This window comes from Citricoccus sp. NPDC079358 (genome assembly GCF_040702545.1).
GTDB lineage: Bacteria > Actinomycetota > Actinomycetes > Actinomycetales > Micrococcaceae > Citricoccus.
Genome location: NZ_JBFBLI010000013.1, coordinates 35,648 through 53,901 on the forward strand (window position 1 = coordinate 35,648; position 18,254 = coordinate 53,901).

Genomic DNA, 18,254 nt, shown 5'->3' on the forward strand with positions numbered 1-18,254 from the left:
GATGGAATCCATCATGAACCTCATGGAGGGCTTCGGCTTGGCGCTCTCCCCCATGAACCTCCTGTGGGTCGTCGTCGGCTGCCTGCTCGGCACCGCGGTCGGCGTCCTGCCCGGATTGGGCTCCTCGATGGCCGTGGCACTGCTGTTGCCCATGACCTTCGCCCTGGACCCCACGGGCGCCTTCATCATGTTCGCCGGCGTCTACTTCGGTGGACTCTTCGGCGATTCCACCATGGCCATCCTCATGAACACTCCGGGCCAGGCCTCCGCGATCGCCTCCACGTTCGAGGGGCATCGCATGGCGAAGGCCGGGCGGGCACCCCAGGCCCTGGCCACCGCCGCCATCGGGGCGTTCATCGGCGGCATGATCGGCTCCATCGTCGTGGTCTTCCTGGCCCCGGCGCTGGCGGACTTCTCGGCCAATTTCGGCCCCCAGGAGTTCTTCGCGCTTGCGCTGTTCGCCTTCGTGGCCACGTCGTCCGTGGTGGCCGACTCGATCCTGAAGGGCCTGTGCTCGCTGATCATCGGACTGGGCATCGCCGTGGTCGGCATTGACCAGACCTCGGGGGCCGAGCGGTTCAGCTTCGGCGTTCCCCAGCTCTTCGACGGCATCTCCCTAGTGACCGTGACTGTCGCGATCCTGGCCCTCGGGGAGGTCTTCCACATCGCCTCGAGGGTGCGCCGCGATCCCACCAATCGCGTCATCCAGGCCAAGGGCCGGCCGTTCCTGTCCGGTCGGGAGTTCCGCGAGGCCCTGCCTGCCTGGCTCCGAGGCACCGGCATCGGCCTGCCCTTCGGCGTCATCCCCGCCGGTGGTGCCGATGTCCCGACCTTCGTGGCCTACGGCCTGGAGCGCCAGCTCGACCGTCGGCGCAAGAAACCCCAGTTCGGCAAGGGAGCCATCCGTGGGCTCGCTGCCCCGGAGGCCGCCGGAAACGCCACCACGGGGACCGCCATGGGTGCGCTGCTGTCCCTGGGCCTGCCCATCTCCGCCACCGCGGCCATCATGCTCGCCGCCTTCGAGCAGTACGGACTGCAGCCCGGCCCGCTGATGTTCGACCGGTCACCCGATCTGGTCTGGGCTCTGCTGGCCAGTTTCTTCATCGCGATGGTCGTGCTGCTGATCCTCAACCTGCCCTTCGCACCGCTCTGGGCCAAGCTGCTGGCGATCCCCCGCCCCTATCTGTACGCCGGGATCACGGTCTTCTGCGGCATGGGCGTCTACGCGACCTCGGGCTCCACCTTCGACCTGTTGATGCTCTTGGGCATCGGCCTGCTGGGATTCGCGCTGCGCCGGTTCGGTGTGCCGCTGGCCCCCCTGATGATCGGCATGGTCCTCGGCCCCCTCTTCGAGACGAGCATGCGGGACGCCCTGGCCAGCTCCAACCAGAGCTACGGCGTCTTCGTCGATGGGCCGATCCCGGTGGCCATCTATGCACTCCTCGCCCTGTCCCTGGCGATCTCCATCGTGGGCCGCGTCCGGTCGAAGGCACGGAAGGACACCTGACCTACCGCGTCAGAGTGTGACGCGGGCGGCGGCATGAATTCACACTCCACACCTCAGGCACTTTAGGTTAGGTTCACCTTACCAATGAGGGGAAAGTCATCATGATCTCGCAGGACAACGCACAGCGTCCCGCCGGTGTGCCCGTGCTCGCCGTGGTGGGCACCCGCCCGGACGCGCGGCTGGAATATGCCACCGAGTTGGCCCGGACCCTGGGCCGGCAGCTGGTGACTTCCTTCCAGCTGCGGGGCGCCGAGGAGCCCGCGTCTGAGGCGAGTCGGCTGACTGCCCGGGTGGAGACTCCGGCCGGTGCCGTGGTGGAGATCCCCGACCGGGTGTCCACGGCAGATCTCACCGCCGAACTGTCCTCGACCGCGTCCGCCGCGCGGCTGGAGGACGTGATCTGCGTGGTGGACGCCGCATATGGCGTGCAGGACTTGTTCCGCGAGGATTACCTGGTCCCCCGGAGCGGTCACCCGTCGACGGCCACGGCTCGGTCCCTCGTATCCATCACCCATGTGGAGTATGCCTCCCTGATCGTCCTGGTCAACTGGGAGGATGTCCCCACGGACGAGCTCCGTACCCTGCTGGCACTGGTCTGGCAGATAGCGTGAGTTGGTACGGCTAGTCCGAGTTGTTGGTACCGCCGTTCCGCGGAGTTGGTACTGCTGTGGCCTCGGGAGGGTGTGCTGCTTGTGAGGCGGTGCATGGGGCACCGTCTCTTCCTATTCGAGGAGGCAGCATGGCCGATTTCAAGGCCATCATGACCATGGCGGTTTCCGGTCACAGCTATGACGAGATCGTCGCCGCGGCAGGATGTTCACGCCGAGATGTGGCGACGGCGAAGAAGACGATCGCCGCCTACGGCTTCACCGCCGGACAGATCGCGACGTTGTCCGGCGAGGAGATCGCCCGGCTGTTTCCTGATGGCCGTAAGCGGGTCACGGAGTCCTACGAGCGTCCGGACTTCGATCGGGTGCTGGCATCGATGAGGGAGAACCGGCACTTCACGCTCCAGCAGGCCTGGAGCAGGTATCTGGCCTCGAGCACCGCGAACAGCGCGAAGAAGTACGGGTACTCGCAGTACTGTGCCTTGTTCGCCGAGCACGCCCGCAAGACGGATGTGGTGGCCACCCTGCACCACGAACCGGGGCGGGCGATGCTGGTGGACTGGGCCGGGGACACCCTGGACGTCGTGGACGCGGTCACCGGGGAGGTGACGCGGGTCTACCTGTTCGTGGCGGTGCTGCCGTATTCCGGGGCGGTGTTCTGCCGGGGGTACACGGACATGAAGTCGCCGTCGTGGATCGCCGCCCACGTGGCGGCCTTCTCGTTCTACGGTGGGGTCCCGCAACTGGTGGTCCCGGACAATCCCGCGACCTCGACCTACCGGCCGAAGCGGGGCGAGACGGCCCGGGTGCTCAACGCCAGGTACCAGCAGCTGGCCGAGCACTATTCGACGGGGATCGTGCCGGCCAGAGCGAAACGTCCGCGCGACAAGGCTGCGGCCGAGGCTGCGGTGAACGTGGTCAACACGCGGGTGATCGGATATCTGGCCGAGGAGTTCTTCACCACGGTGCAGGGGCTGAACGAGGCGATCAGTGCCCGGGTGGTCGAGATCAACGAGGGCATCCCGCGGGCGGATGGCTCGACCCGGTGGGAGAGGTTCACCACCGATGAGGCCCACCTGCTTCAACCCCTGCCGGAGGACGCGTTCGACACGGTGGAGTGGAAGCAGCTCAAGGTCGGGCGGAACTACCACGTCAGCTGTGACTCCCAGCACTACTCGGTGCCCTACACCTATGCCGGGCAGCTGCTGCGGGTCCGGCTGACCTCCACGACGGTGACCGTGTTCGACGGGGACCAGGTCATCTGCGAGCACACCCGCAGACAGGGCCGGAAAGGACAGTACTCCACGGAGGCAGCCCATGCCCCGACCCGGCACCGGGGCATCGACGGGCTGTGGTCCAAGCGGTGGTTCACGGACCGGGCCAGGGGCTTCGGGCCGGCTACCGAAGCCGTCATCGCCGGCATCATCGACCGGCACGTCATCGAGGCCCAGGGCTATCTGGACTGCCAGAACATCCTGGAGTCGTTGGGCAAGCGGAACAAGCAACGTCTGGAGGCCGCCTGCCAAGTCCTACTCGACACGGGGCAGGGGCCGGGGACCTACAGCACGATCAAGCGGATCATGGCCACCATCGACTCCGACACCAAGAAGCCCAGAACGGTCATACCGGCGGCGGCCACCCGCAAACCCGCCGCCGGCACCGACCCTGGGCCCGCTGCTGCGGTGCATGTGCGTTCGGCCGATCATTACCGGCGCGGCGGCCAGGAGGTTCAGGGCTGATGTTCACCAGTGTTGACCATGAGAAGTTCAAGGCACTGCGTATCGCGCACCTGGCGGACAGGTTCGAGGAACTCGTCACCGACGAGGCCAATGACGGGCTCACCCCCGAGCAGATCTTCCTCACCGCGGTAGACGACGCCCTGGCCCAACGACAGGCCAACCGGATCGAGAAGCTGATCCGGGCCGCGAGGTTCCCAATCCCGCAGGCCTCGGTCGCCGAGATCCACTACCAGGAAGGACGCGGGATCACCCCGGTGCGAATGAAACGCTACGCCGCTCACCAATGGCGCCAGGACCCCACGAACCTGCTGGTCATCTCACCCACCGGTGGCGGCAAGACCTACCTGGCCTGCGCTATCGGGATCGCCGCCTGCCAGAGTGGACACACCGTCACCTTCACCCGGATGGACGAGCTGGCCCGCCGGCTGGTCATCGCCCGCGGCGACGGCATCGGCCACCAGAAGGTGCTCAACGAGCTCTCGGACGTGGACCTGTTGGTCATCGACGACTTCCTGACCGTCGGTATCGACCCGGAAGCGGCCAACGACCTCTTCGCGGTCCTGGCCAACCGGGAACACCGCCTGCCGACGCTGATCGCCTCGCAGTCCGGGCCGGCCTACTGGGTTGAGGCCCTGCCGGACCGGGTCGCGGCCGACTCGATCGTGAACCGGCTGGCGAACAACGCCCGCCAGCTCAACCTCGGAGAAGTGGACATGCGCCGACTCCGCGACGATAGCGCCCGGGCACAGCCGGAACACTGGGAGTAGGCCTCTCTAGGGGCTTGGTGCCGGCCCAGAGCAGAAAAGCGAACAGCCGGTACCAAGCCCCCAGAACACCAGTACCAACTACCCAGACCACCCGTACCAACTGGGGCTATCTGCCACACTGGTCCACCACCTCAGTCCGCGCGCACGAGTGCGCCTGCTGGAGGACTTGGCAGACATCCGGGACACCCTGCCGGCTCTCCCCGCGGCCCCGGGCTATGACGCACACCTGGACCGCCCCGGCTGGGTCAACGTGCTGGCCAACGAGTTCGAGACCTTCATCCATGATGACCGCGTGGCGGCCCTCCACTACGACTGCGCCCGGCCGTTCCATCCCGTGCGGATGCATGAGCTGGTCCACGAGCTGATGACCCCTGAGCGGTTCGGCACCGTGGTCCGCTCCGCCGGCTACTGCCGGGTGGCCAGCAGCGCCAACGTCACCGGCCATTGGAACCACGTGGGCAAAGTGATCGCGCTCAGCCCGGTCAGTCTCGACGACGACCTCGAGCTGTTGCTGGACCCCTGGGCGGACACGGACCCCCTGACCGTCGGCCAGAGCCTGGCCTTCATCGGCCTGGACCTGGACCGCGAGGGGCTGATCAGCGCCCTCGACCGGGCCGTGCTGACGGACGATGAATTCCTCGCAGGACCCTCCGCGTGGGCCGAACAGGTGAAGCGGCTCCCATAGCTCTGGTCACCTGGCTCAGGGGACCAGCATCACCTTGAGGGCCTCGCGGCGGTCCATGGCGGCATAGGCGGCCGGTGCCTGCGTGAGCGGCATGGCGACGTCGAAGACCCGCCCGGGGTTGATCTCTCCGGCGACGACCTGTGCCGTGGCGGACTCGAGGTAACGGCGCACGGGAGCCGTGCCTCCCGTGAGCGTGATGTTGTTCAGAAACAGGCTGCCGCCGATCGGAGCCTCCCGGTACTGGGGAACGCCCACGCGGGAGATCGTCCCGCCGGCGCGCACCACCCCAGCCGCCTGCTCGTAGGCCGGACGATGGCCCACAGCCTCGAGCACCACGTGGGAACCGTGGCCACCGGTGAGGTCCCGCACCAGCTCGATGCCCTCCTCACCGCGTTCGGCCACGACGTCCGTGGCACCGAACTCACGGCCCAGGTCCGTGCGTGAGGCGTGCCGGCCCATGAGGATGATCCGGTCCGCGCCGAGCTGGCGGGACGCCAAAACGGCGGAGAGACCCACGGCACCGTCACCGATCACGGTCACGGTCTGCCCGGGGCCCACCTGGCCCATCGTCGCGGCGTGGTATCCGGTGAGGTAGACGTCCGAGAGACTCAACAGGCTCGCGAGCAGCTCCTCGGAGCCGTTGCCCGTCTCATCGACGGCAGAACCGTCGGCGGCCCGGACAGCCACCAGGGTGCCGTCAGCCAGCGGGACGCGGACGAACTCGGCCTGCAGGCCGATCCCCTGGCCACCGAAGAACCCTCCATGCAGGCAGGAGACGTGGAATCCCTCACGGCAGAACTCGCAGGTGTTGTCCTGGTAGGTGAAGGAGGAGATCACCAGGTCGCCCGGGCGCAGCGAGGTCACGGCCGCGCCGACCTCCTCCACCACGCCCATCACTTCGTGGCCCATCGGGCTGCCCTGCTCCGAGGCCTCCATCGAGTGATAGGGATGCAGGTCCGAGCCGCACACGCAGGAACGCACCGTGCGGATGACGGCGTCCGTCGCCTCGATCAGGCTCGGGGCGGGAATGGTCTCGACGCGGACGTCTCCGGCACCGTACATGAAGGTCGCTTTCATGGTCTCCACGCTACCGGCAGTCTCCTGGCCGAACGTTCCGCTCGCCGGCCCGCCTCCGGCGAGGCCCTACCCCACGATGGTGACGGTTCCAGCGTCGGCATCGACCTCCACGATGTCTCCGGTGCGGATGACCTGGACCGGATCACGGTCGAACTCGCTGACGGTCGGTACACGAGTCACCACGGCGCCGAGCACGGCCTTGGTGGTCACCGTGGTGAACACCATCGCTGCCGGAGCCGTTCCCAGCAACCGTGTGCTCTGGAAGAAGCCTGACCAGCCGGACGAGCCCTTGGCCCCGGGGAAGACGAGGACCTTGCCGGTGAAGCACACCCCGAACAAGGCGTGACGCCGTTCGATGATGGTGCCCTGGGCCGGGTCGATGCCACCCCAGCCGGAGATGGTCTCCGGCGAGACGAGGGCTTCGGCCCGGACGATTCCGGGAACGATCCCCCTACCCCTCAGCACCGTTCCGGATACCACGGCGTGGGCTTCTGCGGACGGCACGCTCATGACAGCTCTCCAGTCCAGGTTCCAGTGATCGCGGCCTGCACGCAATCGGCCGTGGTGCCGAACCAGGCCTCGATCCCCAGGATGGCAGGCAGATAGTGGGCCTGCTTGGCGCTGTCGGTGGCGAATACCCGCGTCCCCGTCGGCGCCGTCCGGGACATGGCCGGACAGGAGTCCGTCAACAACCGTCCACCGGCACGGTGGATGACCTCCGTGTAACCGTTGCGGTCTGCCACGGCCCGCAGAGCCCGCGGTGTCATGATCCACAACTCCGTCCCGGGATGCAGGGTCCGCCCGTCCAAGAGGGCGGCGATCTCCCCCAGCTGGTCCAGGGAGGCGTGAGGACAGCCCAGCAGCACGAAGTCGACGTCCTCGGTGTCACCCTGGTTGTTGAGCAGTTCGTACATGTCGCGTCGATCCGAGGCGGTGAACGCCACTGGATCCGGGATCCGGTGCGGGCCGAAGGCGGCTTCCACCGAGGGTGCCTCCGGTGTGACACCAGGCAGGTGGAAGATCTCCACGCCCCCGGTGGTGGCCAGGGCCGCCCCGAGGTGCTTCAGGTCGGCTTGGCTGGGCAGGGCCAGCTCCCCCGTCAGGACGGGCCGCTCCTCCTGGACCACCTGCCCCGCGAAGTACCCGAACAGTCCCCAGTCCAGGAACGAGTCGATGGGCACGTCCGCGCGGATCAGGTGGGATCCGTGACGGTTCTCGTCCAGGTGATTGCCCCAATAGGGGATGCGGCCGGTCAGTCCGGCCGCTCCTGTCGACGCAGTGCCCTCGCAATTGGACTTGGCCCCGATGACCGAGTTCGCGTAGACCACCGCGGAGGACTCCATCCAGGCGATGTGCTCTCCGCGCACGGGCAGGTTTCCCACCTGGTACGGCGTGCACGTGGCCAGGATGTTGATGCCCCGATCACTGGCGAAGGCCTCTGCCTCGGCCTGCAGCTCGACCAGGTGAGGGTTGTAGGGGGTGACGTTGAGGGCATCGGCACTGAAGCCGTGCTGCAGTTGGCACGTGGGGACCCGCATCTTGGGAATCTCGATCTCGTCATCGCAGTCGAGGTTGATGACGGCGTACGCCTTGTTCCAGCCGCCCTCGGCGGCGATCTTCTCCTTCGCGGGGGTGGGTTGGGTCGACGTTCCGGCCACATTGCGGACACTGCACAGCCTCTCGGCCCCCAGTCCCTCCCCGTAGCGGAGCAGCAGGTCCATGGCTGCCGCCACGGCATCACCGTCCCGCCCGTCCCGCATGGCCCGGTCCTCGTCAGTGAGCTGCATGGAGGTGCTCCTTCTCTTCTTCGTCCTGACGGTTGTTGGACGGCACGCCTGCCGGGACCGCGCCGTCTCCGGCCTCGTCCGGACCGATATTGGCCCGGATGCGTTCGCGTAACTGGGGCAGGTCGATCTCGGCCACGGGACCGCCGTCGGCCAGGTCGAGCGCGTGGGCCGCGGCCTCGCCCATGGCCGCACAGGGGCCCATCACGCGGATGCTGGAGAGGGCGGCCGCGTCGCCGTCCACGCACCGTCCGGCAGCCAGCAGGTTGACGGCACCCCGGGGGGTGATGCTCCCCAGGGGCACATAGTGCACGTGTTCGCCGTCGAATTGCTCCCAGACGTATCCCTCGGGCTGGTCATGAAGTTCGATGGGCCAGGAGGTCCGGGCGATCGAATCCTCGAACCGGAACCCTGAGCGCACCTCGTGTTCGGTGAGCTGGTGTTCACCGGCGATCCATCGGGTCTGGCGCCGGCCCGGAAGACCATAGAAGCGGACGGAGGCCTGGCCGAAGGCCGCCGGATGGTGGTCCCGGAGGAATCGGATGACGCGATCGGCCTGGTCCTTGCCGCGCAGTTGGGCTTCAGCGGCCCCGACAGCCTCGAGGGGGGATTCGATGTGGGTCATGTTCAGCACCGCCGTGTCCCGGCCGGGGAAGAAGAAGGCCAGGCCGTCCCGACGGATCAGCCCGTACTCCTCGGCGTGGTCGTACACACTCTGCGCCAGGTCTTGGGGGTCCGGCGCGGCGGAGGGGACGAGTCCCTCGACGCGCACCTGCTGCGATCCCCAGATGGTCCGTTCCGGGACGCGGCATTCGAGGCCGGCCTCCCAGGTCAGGGCGGCGTCTCCGGAGGCGTCGATGAAGGCGTCCGCCTCGACCTTCAGCAGTCCGTAGCGGGTCGCGAACGTCACAGACCGCAGGTGGCCGGCGTCGTTGTCCACCGAGAGGATGGAGGCTCCGGTCACGGGGACCACTCCCGCCTGGACGATCTCTCGTTCCATCCAGCGGCCCACGGCGTGCTCGTCATAGTTCACCGTGATGGTGTGGCGGTGGTTGTAGGAGAGGTCGCCCGTCTTCTCCAGGGCGGGGAACATCCGGTCGAAGAGCCCGTGCGTGAGCTGGCGGTACTCCGGTCCGTTGCCGTAGACACCGCAGAACAGTCCGATCAGGGAGTTCGCGCATTGCCCGCCGAGCATGGGCAGGGCGTCCACGAGGATCACCCGCCGGCCCAGGCCCGCCGCGGTCAGGGCGGCGGAGACGCCGGCGATGCCGGCACCGACAACGCACAGGTCTCCGCGCAGTTCCTCCAGCGGTCCGCTCGGTGGTTTCGTGACGGTGTGGATCTTCACGTCGGTCAGTTTGTGGGGCATCAGGAGTCCTTGGCGTAGTGGTGGTGCTGCAGTGCGGGGGCAGTGTCGGGGACCAGGGTGGCGCCGCGTTCGAGCGGCGTGACCGTCCGGGCATAGACGCCCAACCAGCCACCGGTCGTGGCGGGCTCGCGGGCCGGCCGGGTCAGCCGGCGTCGCTCGAGCTCCTCCCCGGAGACGAGCAGGTCGACGGTCCTGGCCGGGATGTCGGCACGGATCCGGTCGCCGTCGTGGACCAGCCCGAGGGGCCCCTCCAGGGCTCCTTCCGGCTTGACCTCGCCGACGACGATGCCCTGGTTCACGAGCCCGGAGAGCTGGCCGTCGGTCACCACCGCCACCTGACCGGTGAGTCCGGCACCGTTGAGGGCGAACACGACATTGGACGCCATCCCCATTCCCGGAGTGCCGGAGGGTCCCAGGCCGCGCAGGACCAGCACGGACCCCGCCTCGACCTGATGAGCGTTGATGGCCGAGATGGCCTCTGCCGCATCCTCGAAGACCAGGGCAGGGCCCTCGAAGCTGTCCTGGCGGCGTTCGGTGGCGGAGAGTTTGACGATCGAACCGGCCGGCGCCAGGGACCCGTACAGGATCTGGATGGTGGCGTGTGTGGCACGCGGCTCGTGCAGGGGGCGGATGATGCTGGCGTCCGGCTCCGGTGCCCGCTGCAGGACCTCGCGCAGCGTGCATCCGCCGATGGTGGCGACCTCGAGGTCCAGGACAGGTCGCAGTTGCAAGAGGACGCCGAGTGCTCCCCCGGCGGCCTCCAGGTCTTCAATGCTGTCCGGGCCACTCGGCCGGATGGCCGTGAGCGGGCCCACCTCGCGGCCGAGCTCGGCGAACAGTGCACTGATGTCCACGTCCACACCGGATTCCACGGCGATGGCCTGCAGGTGCTTGACACTGTTGATCGATCCGCTCACGGCCAGCACGGCCGCGACGGCGTTGCGGAAGGCGCCCGGGGTCAAGATGTCCCGGGGACGACGCTGGGCCAACACCGCCTCAACGATGGTCCGGGCGGAGGCACGCGCGTTCTCCCACATCGCCGTGCTGTTGGCCGCCACGGGTGCCGATCCCGGCAGACTCATGCCGAGTGCCTCGGCCATGATGTGCATGGTGTTGGCGGTTCCCATGCCGGTGCAGACGCCGGGGCCGGCGATGGCCCGGTCGCTGATCGTGCAGAGGTCCTCGATGGTGATGCCCCCGGTGGCCACGTGGCCGGCCTTCATGAAGACCTCCTCGATGTCCGCAGGCTCGCCGTTGTCCAGGATTCCGCAGGGCTGGTATCCGCAGGGCACCACGATGGTGGGCACGTTGATCCGTCCGGCCGCCATCAGCTGGCCCGGTGTCGTCTTGTCGCACGAGGCCAGACAGATCATGCCGTCCAATTGGCCGCCCTCCACGGCCGCCTCGATGTCATTGGCCAGCAGGTCCCTGCTGGACAGCACGTAGCCGCCCCGGCCACCGGCGGCCATGATGAAGTCGGTGGGTGCCACCGTCCTGATCTCGAAGCCCACGGCCCCGGCCTCCCGGATGGCCTCGACCACCTGGTCGGCGATGACGTCAAGATGGCTGAAGCAGGGAGAGAGCTTCGAGGAGGAGTTGACCACGGCGATCTTCGGCTTGACCACATCCTCGTCACTGAGGCCGAGTGCCTTCCATTGCGTCCGGCGGGTCGCCCACCGGGGAGAGCCAACCGGGAAGTTGCTGCGCAGTTCCATTCAGCCCACATCCTTTCGCCCATAGACGGATTCGTGCCAGGGGATCGCCACGCGCTTGAAGGAGGTCACGATGAAGTACATGATCAGTCCCACGGTGGCCAGCATCAGGATGACCGCAAACAACGCCGGTGCATTGAGCTCGTTGAGGGTCTTCACCACCATGTAGCCCAGTCCCTCGTTGCCACCCAGGTACTCGCCCACGATGGTGCCGATCACCGCCAGCACGATGGCCGTCTCCATGCCGGCGAAGACGTGCGGCATCATGCTCTTGTACTCCAGATGCCGGAAGGTCTGCCACCGGCTGGCGTTGATGCTCTGCATCAGGTCCCGGTGCCCCCGGTCCACGGAGCGCACGCCCAGCAGGACGTTGAGCATGACGGGGAAGAAGGCCAGGAGGCCGGCGATGATGACCTTGGTGGTCATGCCGAACCCGAACCAGATGACGAACAGCGGGATGAGGGCGACCTTCGGCACCACCTCCAGGGCGATGATCAAGGGCCTGACGCTGGCCTCCACCAGGGGTAGCTTCCCCAGGATGACCCCCACGATCACACCGGCCAGCACACCGGCCACGAAGCCCAGGACGATCTCGATGACGGTCACCCGCACGTTGTCCCAGGTGGTGGGCTGCGCGAGGAGTTCCCCGAGGTTCTCGAAGATCATGCTCGGTGGAGGCAGAATCAACGGGGAGACGTCCAGCGCCTTGACGCTCAGTTCCCAGATCACGAACAGCACCACGAGGAGTCCGGGAGTGGTGATCCACGGCAGGACTTTCAGCAGCTTCTTACGATTCATGGTCGTCCTCTTCGTTCAGTGAGGTGTGCAGGTTCCCGACCAGCCCGTGGAAGGCGGCGTCCTTCTTGATCTCGAGTCCGCGGGGCCGGGCCAGGGGGACCTCGACGACGTCCTTGATGCGACCGGGGCGCGGAGTGAGGTGGACGACCCGGTCCCCCAGGGCCACGGCCTCGTCGATGTCATGGGTGACGAAGACGACGGTGGCGCGGGTGGCCAGGGCGATGCGCTGGATCTCCATGTTCATCTTTTCGCGGGTCAGCGCGTCCAGGGCGCCAAACGGCTCGTCCATCAGGAGGAGCTCGGGGTTGTCGCTGAGTGCCCGGGCGATGGCCACCCGCTGGCGCATGCCGCCGGAGAGCTCGCGGGGATAGTTGGGGAGGAAGTTCTGCAGCCCCACCAGTTCGGCCAGTTCCCGGACCCGGTCCCGCCGCTCGTTCTTCTTGACCCCGCGCAGGCGCAGGGGCAGGGCGATGTTGTCCTCGATGTTGTACCAGGGGAAGAGATTCGAATCCTGGAACACGACGCCGAGACGCCGGATGACGGATGAGTCGACCGTCTCGTGGTGCCACAGGGCGCGTCCGCCGATCTCGACGTGACCGGCGGTGGGCGGGACCAGTCCGGCCATGATGCGCAGCAGCGTCGTCTTCCCGCAACCGGAACGGCCGATCAGGGAGACGAACTCCTCCTTGCGGATGTCCAGGTTGATGTCGGAGAGCGCGTGGGTGGTCCCGCGTTCGGTCTTGTAGGTCTTGCCGAGTCCGGAGATCCGGATCTCCGGACTCGAGTCCGGCGCCGCAGGCTCAGGCGTTGCCACGGAGGGCTGGGTTTGCATGCTCATGATTGCTCCTCGGGGATGGGCGGGACTCAGGAGGCGGGCAGGTAGCTGTTGTCCAACCACTCCAACGGGTCCGAGCCGGCCTCGACCATCCCGGCAGCCACGAGCTCCTCGTATCCTTCGGCCCAGTAGCTCTCATCCGTGGTGAGCAGCGGCTGGGTCCCCTTCGCGGTCCAGAGGTCCCTACTCTGGCTCAGGGATTCCGTGGCGACGGCGTCGTCATCCAGGGACCCGAAGGAGTACTTCGACCGCATCGTCTCAATGACCGATTCCAGTGATTCGTCGTCGACGATCTCCTGGACGGCATCCCGGATGGCGGCCATGTACGCCGTGATGTGTTCACCGTGCTCCTCCAGGGACTGCTGGGTGGCGGTGTAGATCTGGGAGTCGGCGCGCACGGCATCGCCGGCGTCGAACGCCTGTGCCTCGCCCGCGAACTGCTGCTGGGTGACGATGGACTGGTCGATGCTGACCATGTACCCCGCGATGTCCCCACGCTTGACCAGTTCAAAGGTCCCGGGGCCCAGGCCGACGACCTGGCGTGCGACGTCGTCGGGGTTCAAGCCGGCCTTGTGCAGCATCAGGGACAGCGACTTGTCGCTGGTACCGCCCTCGGAGGGCACCCCGATGGTCTTGCCGAGGAAGTCCTCGGGCTTCTCCAGTGGATTCGCCGTGGAGTTGAGGATGCGGATCGACGAGCCGCGAACGATGCTGCCCACGTTGACGAGGGGCTGACCGTCCGCGGCTGCCGTGATCAGGTCGATGGCCCCCACACGGGTCAGCGGGCCTGCCCCGGCCACGAGCGTCTGGATGGCCTGGGGGGAGCCCTTGGTGGACTGGAACGTGACCTTCAGGCCGTGGTTCTCGAAGTGGCCTCCGGCGTCCGCCAGCAGTTCGGGAGCGACCGAAAGCGTCTCCATCGGCAAGTAGCTCAGGTAGGTGAACGGTGCGGTTCCGCCTTCAGCGCCGCCCGCGGCACTGGAGGATGCGGTACCGCAGCTGCTGAGAAGTCCGGTCATGCCGAGTGCAGACAGACCCAGGGTGCCGGCGAGGAAACCGCGTCGGTTGACCTGGGATCGGACGAGTGGGGATTGCAGGGACATCGTTGACTCCTTGTTCGGATGGATCGCCGAACACGACTTTGCCAACGGGGGCGATCCAGCTCTACGGAGATCTCAGTCAGTGAGATCTGAGTCACACAATGTGCCGAATCTAGCGGTTCATCTGGACGTTCAGTGCCATGGACCTCGTGATGGCCAAGGCGGTCGTCTGGACGGCATGGGCCATGGTCTGCTCCTTCAGGCTCCCCAGGGGCGTGTTGACGGACAGGGCCGCGATGACCTGGCCGTGGGTGTCACGGATCGGCGCTGCCACGGAGATGGCGTCCATGACGACCTGGCGGTCACTGACGGCGAAGCCGCGTGACCTGATCGAGGCCAGCATCCGCCGCAGTTCCTGAGGACTGGTGACGGTCAAGGGCGTCCGCTGCTCCAGACGGCCCGTCAGGTAGTCCTCCTGGACTTCCGTGGGCGCGTGGGCCAGCAGCATCAGGCCCACCGAGGTCAGGTGCAGCGGGTAGTGGCTTCCGATGTAGGGCCGGGAGTTCCGCGCGCGCCAATGGGACATCCGCTCGATGAAGACGGCCTGCGAGCCGTCGCGCACGGCCAGGTGGACCGGGTGGCCGGTGATGTCCATGAGGTCCTGCATGAACGGCAGTGCCGCCTGCTGCATACCGCCGGACCGTGGCGCGTGGGCGGCCACCTCCCACAACCAGAGGCCCACGTGATAGCGGTGCCCCTCGCCGATCTCCAGCACTCCCTCCTCGGCCAGGGAACGCATGATCCGGTGGCAGGTGGAGGCCGGAAGCCCGGTTCGGCGGCTGACTTCGGTGGCGGTCAGTTCCTCCGCGCCCCGCTCGAAGGCTCGGAGGATGGACGCCATCCTGGACAGCATGCTTCGTTGATCCTCGCCAGCCAGGACTCCTCCTCCTCGTGTGCCTCCCATCACACGATAGTCGCCGAGGCGGATCGCCAGCGCCCCGGGGCAAACGCCCAGCTCAGAAGTACTGCGGGGGTCAGAAGCTCAGGCGTGGACGGGTGGCTGGACCCAGCCCGCCGGCAGCCCCTTCGATGGCGGAGGAGCCCAGGGCCGGAGCGCCCCAGACGTGGCCCTCGTCGCCGCCGGCGGTGATGGCGAAGCCCGGCGGGATGAGCAGGTCCTGGGCGGAGATCTCGGTCAGGGTCGCATGGCCGTTGCCCATCATGGCCGCCTTCAGGCCGTCCTTCATGATGTCCAGGACGTTCTCCACCCCGGCCTGCCCGTTGGCGCTCATGCCCCACAGGTAGGCCCGGCCGATCAGCACCCCGCGGGCTCCGAGGGCCAGGGCCTTGTACACGTGGGAGCCGCGGCGGATGCCGCCGTCGAGGTACACCTCGACGTCCTCGCCAATGGCCTCCGCGACGGCGGGCAGCAGCCGGATGGTGGCCGGCGTCGTATCGAGGTTGTTGCCGCCGTGGTTGGACACGGAGACGGCGGTGACACCGGCGTCCCGGGCGGCCTTGGCGTCGTCCACCCGGGTGATGCCCTTGACCATGAACGGCCCGTCCCACTGCCGGCGCAACCAGGCGATGTCATCCCACGAGGGGATCTCGGTCTGGCGCCACCAGCCCATGGCCTCGAAGAATCCGGGCGCCGGCTCACCCTTCGGCACGGCATTCGGCACGGAGAGCTCCGGCGGGCGCAGGGTTCTGGCCCAGTCCAGGGCGTAGCCGAACTTGCCGCCGGCGATGATCTCCGGGGCGTACTTGAGGATGGCCTTGAGGTTCATCTCCTGCGGAATCTCCGGGCTGCCCCAGTCCCGGCCGTAACCGTTCGTCCAATCGAGGGTGATGATCAGTCCGGCCGCCCCGGCGTCCTTGGCACGCTGCGCGAGCGCCAGCATCTGGTCACGGCCACCCGACCAGTACAGCTGGAAGAAGGTCCGGCCCGGGTTCTCGGGGATCACATCCTCCATGGCCTTGGAGGAGTACGCCCCGAGCCCCATGGCCGCGCCCCGGTTGTTCGCCGCCCGGGCGACCGCGATCTCACCCTCGGGATGCACAGCCTGGACCCCGGTGGGAGAGATCATCACCGGCGACTCGACGGGCACTCCCATGATGGTGGTTCGGGTGTCCTGTGCGAGCGGGTTGCCCGTGATCTTGGGCGCGAAGCCGAGCTCGGCGAAGGCGTCGATGTTGTTCTGCACGGTCATGCCGCGCTCCGAACCGGCCACCAGGGCCATGTACACGGACGCCGGAAGGCGCTTCTTCGCCCGGCGCTGGGCCTCCGCCACGCTCTCGAACCACGGATTGGTCATGGTGATGCCGTCCTCACTGTTGGGTATCGTTGGTCGTTGTTGATCAGGATGAACTTCACGGGCTCAGGATCCTCGACAGGGCCCGCGGCAGGTCCCGAAAGGTACGCACGGTCTCCAGCCGTCCTCGCCCGAGCCGGGCCAGGTCGCGCCCGAGGTCCACGTCTTTCTCCCCCGACGTGTCGAGGAGGACGTCCAGCCGGGGCAGGCTGGCGGCCGCAGAGCGGGGGTCCGGTCCGGCGTTGTGGACGCAGTCGGACAGCAGCAGCACACGGCCCTCCGCCGCGGGAACCCTGGCGAGTTCGTCCCGGGCCAGGCGCAGGGGATGCTCCACATTGGTCAGCCCGCGTGCCGGGATGCGCACGAGCGTCTCGAGGATCCCACCCGGGGTGCCGGCCTGGCCCATCGGTGCGATGCGGGCGGCATCGGACCAGAACGCGATCACGGCCAGGTCGTCCCGGGCGAACTCCCCCACGATGGCGCCCACGGCAGCCGCGGCCGAGCGGACCCTCTCCCCGCGCATCGAGCCCGAGACATCGAGGAGCAGCACCATCGCCCGGCGTTGCCGGATGCGCTCGCGCACCACGATGTCCGAGGGTTCCGGGACCGGCTTGGCCACGAGGTTCTCCACCGTCGCCTCCAGGTCGATGTCCTCGGCACTGCCCCGGAACGGGAGCTGCTCCAGGTCGCCCAGTCCACGCCGCGCCGTCGCCCGCCGCGGCGGCTGGGGAATCGCCAAGGACAGGGCGATTTCGCGTGCCCGACGCAGTGCTTCCCGGTCCGCGTGCTCGTCCAGGTCCTCCAGGTCGATGACCCTGCTGTCCTCGCCGGTCTCCCCCGGTGCGGCCGTTCCCCGGACCCGGGCGGTGGCGTCTTTGCCCGCACCGCTGGCCGTCAGCACCTGCCCCCCACCCTCGCCGGTGGCCGGCTCGAAGACCGTCGGGTCCTCCTCGAGCAACTTCGGCCTGCGACGCCGGCCCGGTGCCTCCTGCGTCCGGCGCACGATGGGAGCTTCGTCCTCGATCTGCCTTCAACCTGGCTCAGCCGCCGCGGGTCTCAGGATGAAGTGGTCCTCCCAGATCTCCCGCAGCACCCGCTCCGGGGTTGTCCCCGCGGCCTCGTCCACGTGGAGGCGCCCGGACAGGGAGACCATGGCGGCGTCCAGGAGGACGTCCGCATAGCGGCGTCGCGGGGTGTCCTCCGCGCTCACCCGCCCCTCACCCGGGGTGTCCAGGCCATGCAGCTTCAGCAGTTGGGCGGCCACCAGGGCCAGGTCGATGGCTCCCCGCACCGAACTGCCCTGGCGGGTGTCCTCGTGCTCCCGGGTGGCCCGGGTCAGGGCGACGGCGTCCGAGACCAACGCCGAGGCGAGCCGCGTTGGGACCTCCTGGCCGCCGTCGGGCCCGAAGCCGGTGCGCAAAGCCACGATCCGGTGCTCCGCCGCGGCATCCTGGTACCCGAGGACAAGGCGGTTGAACCGGTCATGCACCGAGGTGGACAATCGGGTGGTCCCGACGTTGTCGTAGGGATTCATCGATCCGATGATGCGGAAGGTCGGCTGCGCCGTGATGGTTCCGATCCGCGGGATCGTGACCTGGCGCTCCGCCATGGCCGTCAGCAGCGTGTTGAGCGTGTCATCCGGCGCGCGGTTGAATTCCTCGATGTAGAGGAAGCCGCCCTCGCGCATGGCCCGCACGAGTGGGCCGTCCACGAAATTCTCATCCCGGTACCCCTCCCGCAGGACACGGGCGGGGTCATGCCCGCCGAGGAGCTTCGACGGGGTCAGGTCCGCGTTGCCCTCGACCAGGACGAAGGGGATGCCCCATTCCTCGGCGATGGCTCGCAGGATCGTGGACTTGGACGTCCCCGGGGGGCCTTCCAGCAGGATGTCCCGCCCGGCCGCCACCGCGGCGAGGACCAGGTCGAGTTCACGTTCGCGGCCGACGACGCGGTGGCCGAGGCTCTCACGGACGCGGGTCACGTGGCTGCTGTCCCGCAGGCCCGTTGACTGGATGCTCATG

Annotated in this window: 17 protein-coding genes; 5 read left to right on the forward strand and 12 right to left on the reverse strand. The window is 67.9% G+C overall.

Annotated elements, in window-relative coordinates:
- Position 1: 1 nt before the first annotated feature.
- The 5 genes from AB0333_RS14285 to AB0333_RS14305 all read left to right on the forward strand — a co-directional run bounded on the left by AB0333_RS14285 (position 2) and on the right by AB0333_RS14305 (position 5,306).
- The gene (locus AB0333_RS14285; protein WP_366219357.1) at positions 2-1,507 is read left to right on the forward strand and encodes a tripartite tricarboxylate transporter permease; all 1,506 of its coding nucleotides are present in this window, start codon (positions 2-4) and stop codon (positions 1,505-1,507) included.
- 101 nt (positions 1,508-1,608) lie between these two features.
- Complete coding sequence (locus AB0333_RS14290) at positions 1,609-2,118, forward strand: hypothetical protein (RefSeq protein WP_366219358.1); 510 nt, start codon at positions 1,609-1,611, stop codon at positions 2,116-2,118.
- A 128-nt stretch (positions 2,119-2,246) separates the two neighbouring features.
- Positions 2,247-3,854 carry an IS21 family transposase gene (gene istA / locus AB0333_RS14295; protein ID WP_366219359.1) on the forward strand — a complete coding sequence of 536 codons (1,608 nt, stop codon included), beginning with the start codon at positions 2,247-2,249 and terminating at the stop codon, positions 3,852-3,854.
- Positions 3,854-4,621 (forward strand): ATP-binding protein, encoded by a 768-nt coding sequence (locus AB0333_RS14300; protein WP_366219360.1) that lies wholly within the window; start codon positions 3,854-3,856, stop codon positions 4,619-4,621. Before istA ends, AB0333_RS14300 begins: the two co-directional genes overlap by 1 nt.
- Positions 4,622-4,787: 166 nt before the next feature.
- Positions 4,788-5,306 carry a GTP-binding protein gene (locus tag AB0333_RS14305; RefSeq protein WP_366219362.1) on the forward strand — a complete coding sequence of 173 codons (519 nt, stop codon included), beginning with the start codon at positions 4,788-4,790 and terminating at the stop codon, positions 5,304-5,306.
- Between the two features lie 15 nt (positions 5,307-5,321).
- Here AB0333_RS14305 and AB0333_RS14310 read toward each other — a convergent pair whose 3' ends face one another.
- The 12 genes from AB0333_RS14310 to AB0333_RS14365 form a co-directional block, all read right to left on the reverse strand.
- On the reverse strand, positions 5,322-6,383 hold the full coding sequence (locus AB0333_RS14310; protein ID WP_366219363.1) for an alcohol dehydrogenase catalytic domain-containing protein: 1,062 nt from the start codon (positions 6,381-6,383) through the stop codon (positions 5,322-5,324).
- A 66-nt stretch (positions 6,384-6,449) separates the two neighbouring features.
- Entirely contained in the window at positions 6,450-6,893 is a 444-nt protein-coding gene (locus tag AB0333_RS14315) for a DUF126 domain-containing protein (RefSeq protein ID WP_115931145.1), read from the reverse strand.
- Positions 6,890-8,170, reverse strand: coding sequence for an aconitase X catalytic domain-containing protein (locus AB0333_RS14320; RefSeq protein ID WP_115931144.1), 1,281 nt, complete (start codon positions 8,168-8,170; stop codon positions 6,890-6,892). Before AB0333_RS14320 ends, AB0333_RS14315 begins: the two co-directional genes overlap by 4 nt.
- Positions 8,157-9,536: an FAD-dependent oxidoreductase gene (locus AB0333_RS14325; RefSeq protein WP_366219365.1), complete on the reverse strand. Its 1,380-nt coding sequence runs from the start codon at positions 9,534-9,536 to the stop codon at positions 8,157-8,159. The genes AB0333_RS14320 and AB0333_RS14325 overlap by 14 nt, the downstream gene beginning before the upstream one ends.
- Complete coding sequence (gene ilvD, locus AB0333_RS14330; protein WP_366219366.1) at positions 9,536-11,251, reverse strand: dihydroxy-acid dehydratase; 1,716 nt, start codon at positions 11,249-11,251, stop codon at positions 9,536-9,538. Before ilvD ends, AB0333_RS14325 begins: the two co-directional genes overlap by 1 nt.
- Complete coding sequence (locus AB0333_RS14335; protein WP_366219367.1) at positions 11,252-12,046, reverse strand: ABC transporter permease; 795 nt, start codon at positions 12,044-12,046, stop codon at positions 11,252-11,254.
- A complete protein-coding gene (locus AB0333_RS14340; RefSeq protein ID WP_366219368.1) occupies positions 12,036-12,884 on the reverse strand; it encodes an ABC transporter ATP-binding protein in 849 nt (282 codons plus the stop codon). The genes AB0333_RS14335 and AB0333_RS14340 overlap by 11 nt, the downstream gene beginning before the upstream one ends.
- 26 nt (positions 12,885-12,910) lie before the next feature.
- Entirely contained in the window at positions 12,911-13,984 is a 1,074-nt protein-coding gene (locus AB0333_RS14345; RefSeq protein WP_366219370.1) for an ABC transporter substrate-binding protein, read from the reverse strand.
- 109 nt (positions 13,985-14,093) lie between these two features.
- Positions 14,094-14,834, reverse strand: coding sequence for an IclR family transcriptional regulator (locus AB0333_RS14350; protein WP_366219371.1), 741 nt, complete (start codon positions 14,832-14,834; stop codon positions 14,094-14,096).
- A gap of 121 nt (positions 14,835-14,955) precedes the next feature.
- Positions 14,956-16,236 (reverse strand): pre-mycofactocin synthase MftD, encoded by a 1,281-nt coding sequence (mftD, locus tag AB0333_RS14355; protein ID WP_366219372.1) that lies wholly within the window; start codon positions 16,234-16,236, stop codon positions 14,956-14,958.
- A 55-nt stretch (positions 16,237-16,291) separates the two neighbouring features.
- Positions 16,292-17,236 carry a VWA domain-containing protein gene (locus AB0333_RS14360; protein WP_366219373.1) on the reverse strand — a complete coding sequence of 315 codons (945 nt, stop codon included), beginning with the start codon at positions 17,234-17,236 and terminating at the stop codon, positions 16,292-16,294.
- Positions 17,237-17,263: 27 nt separating this feature from the next.
- Positions 17,264-18,253: a MoxR family ATPase gene (locus AB0333_RS14365; RefSeq protein ID WP_366219374.1), complete on the reverse strand. Its 990-nt coding sequence runs from the start codon at positions 18,251-18,253 to the stop codon at positions 17,264-17,266.
- Position 18,254: the final 1 nt, after the last annotated feature.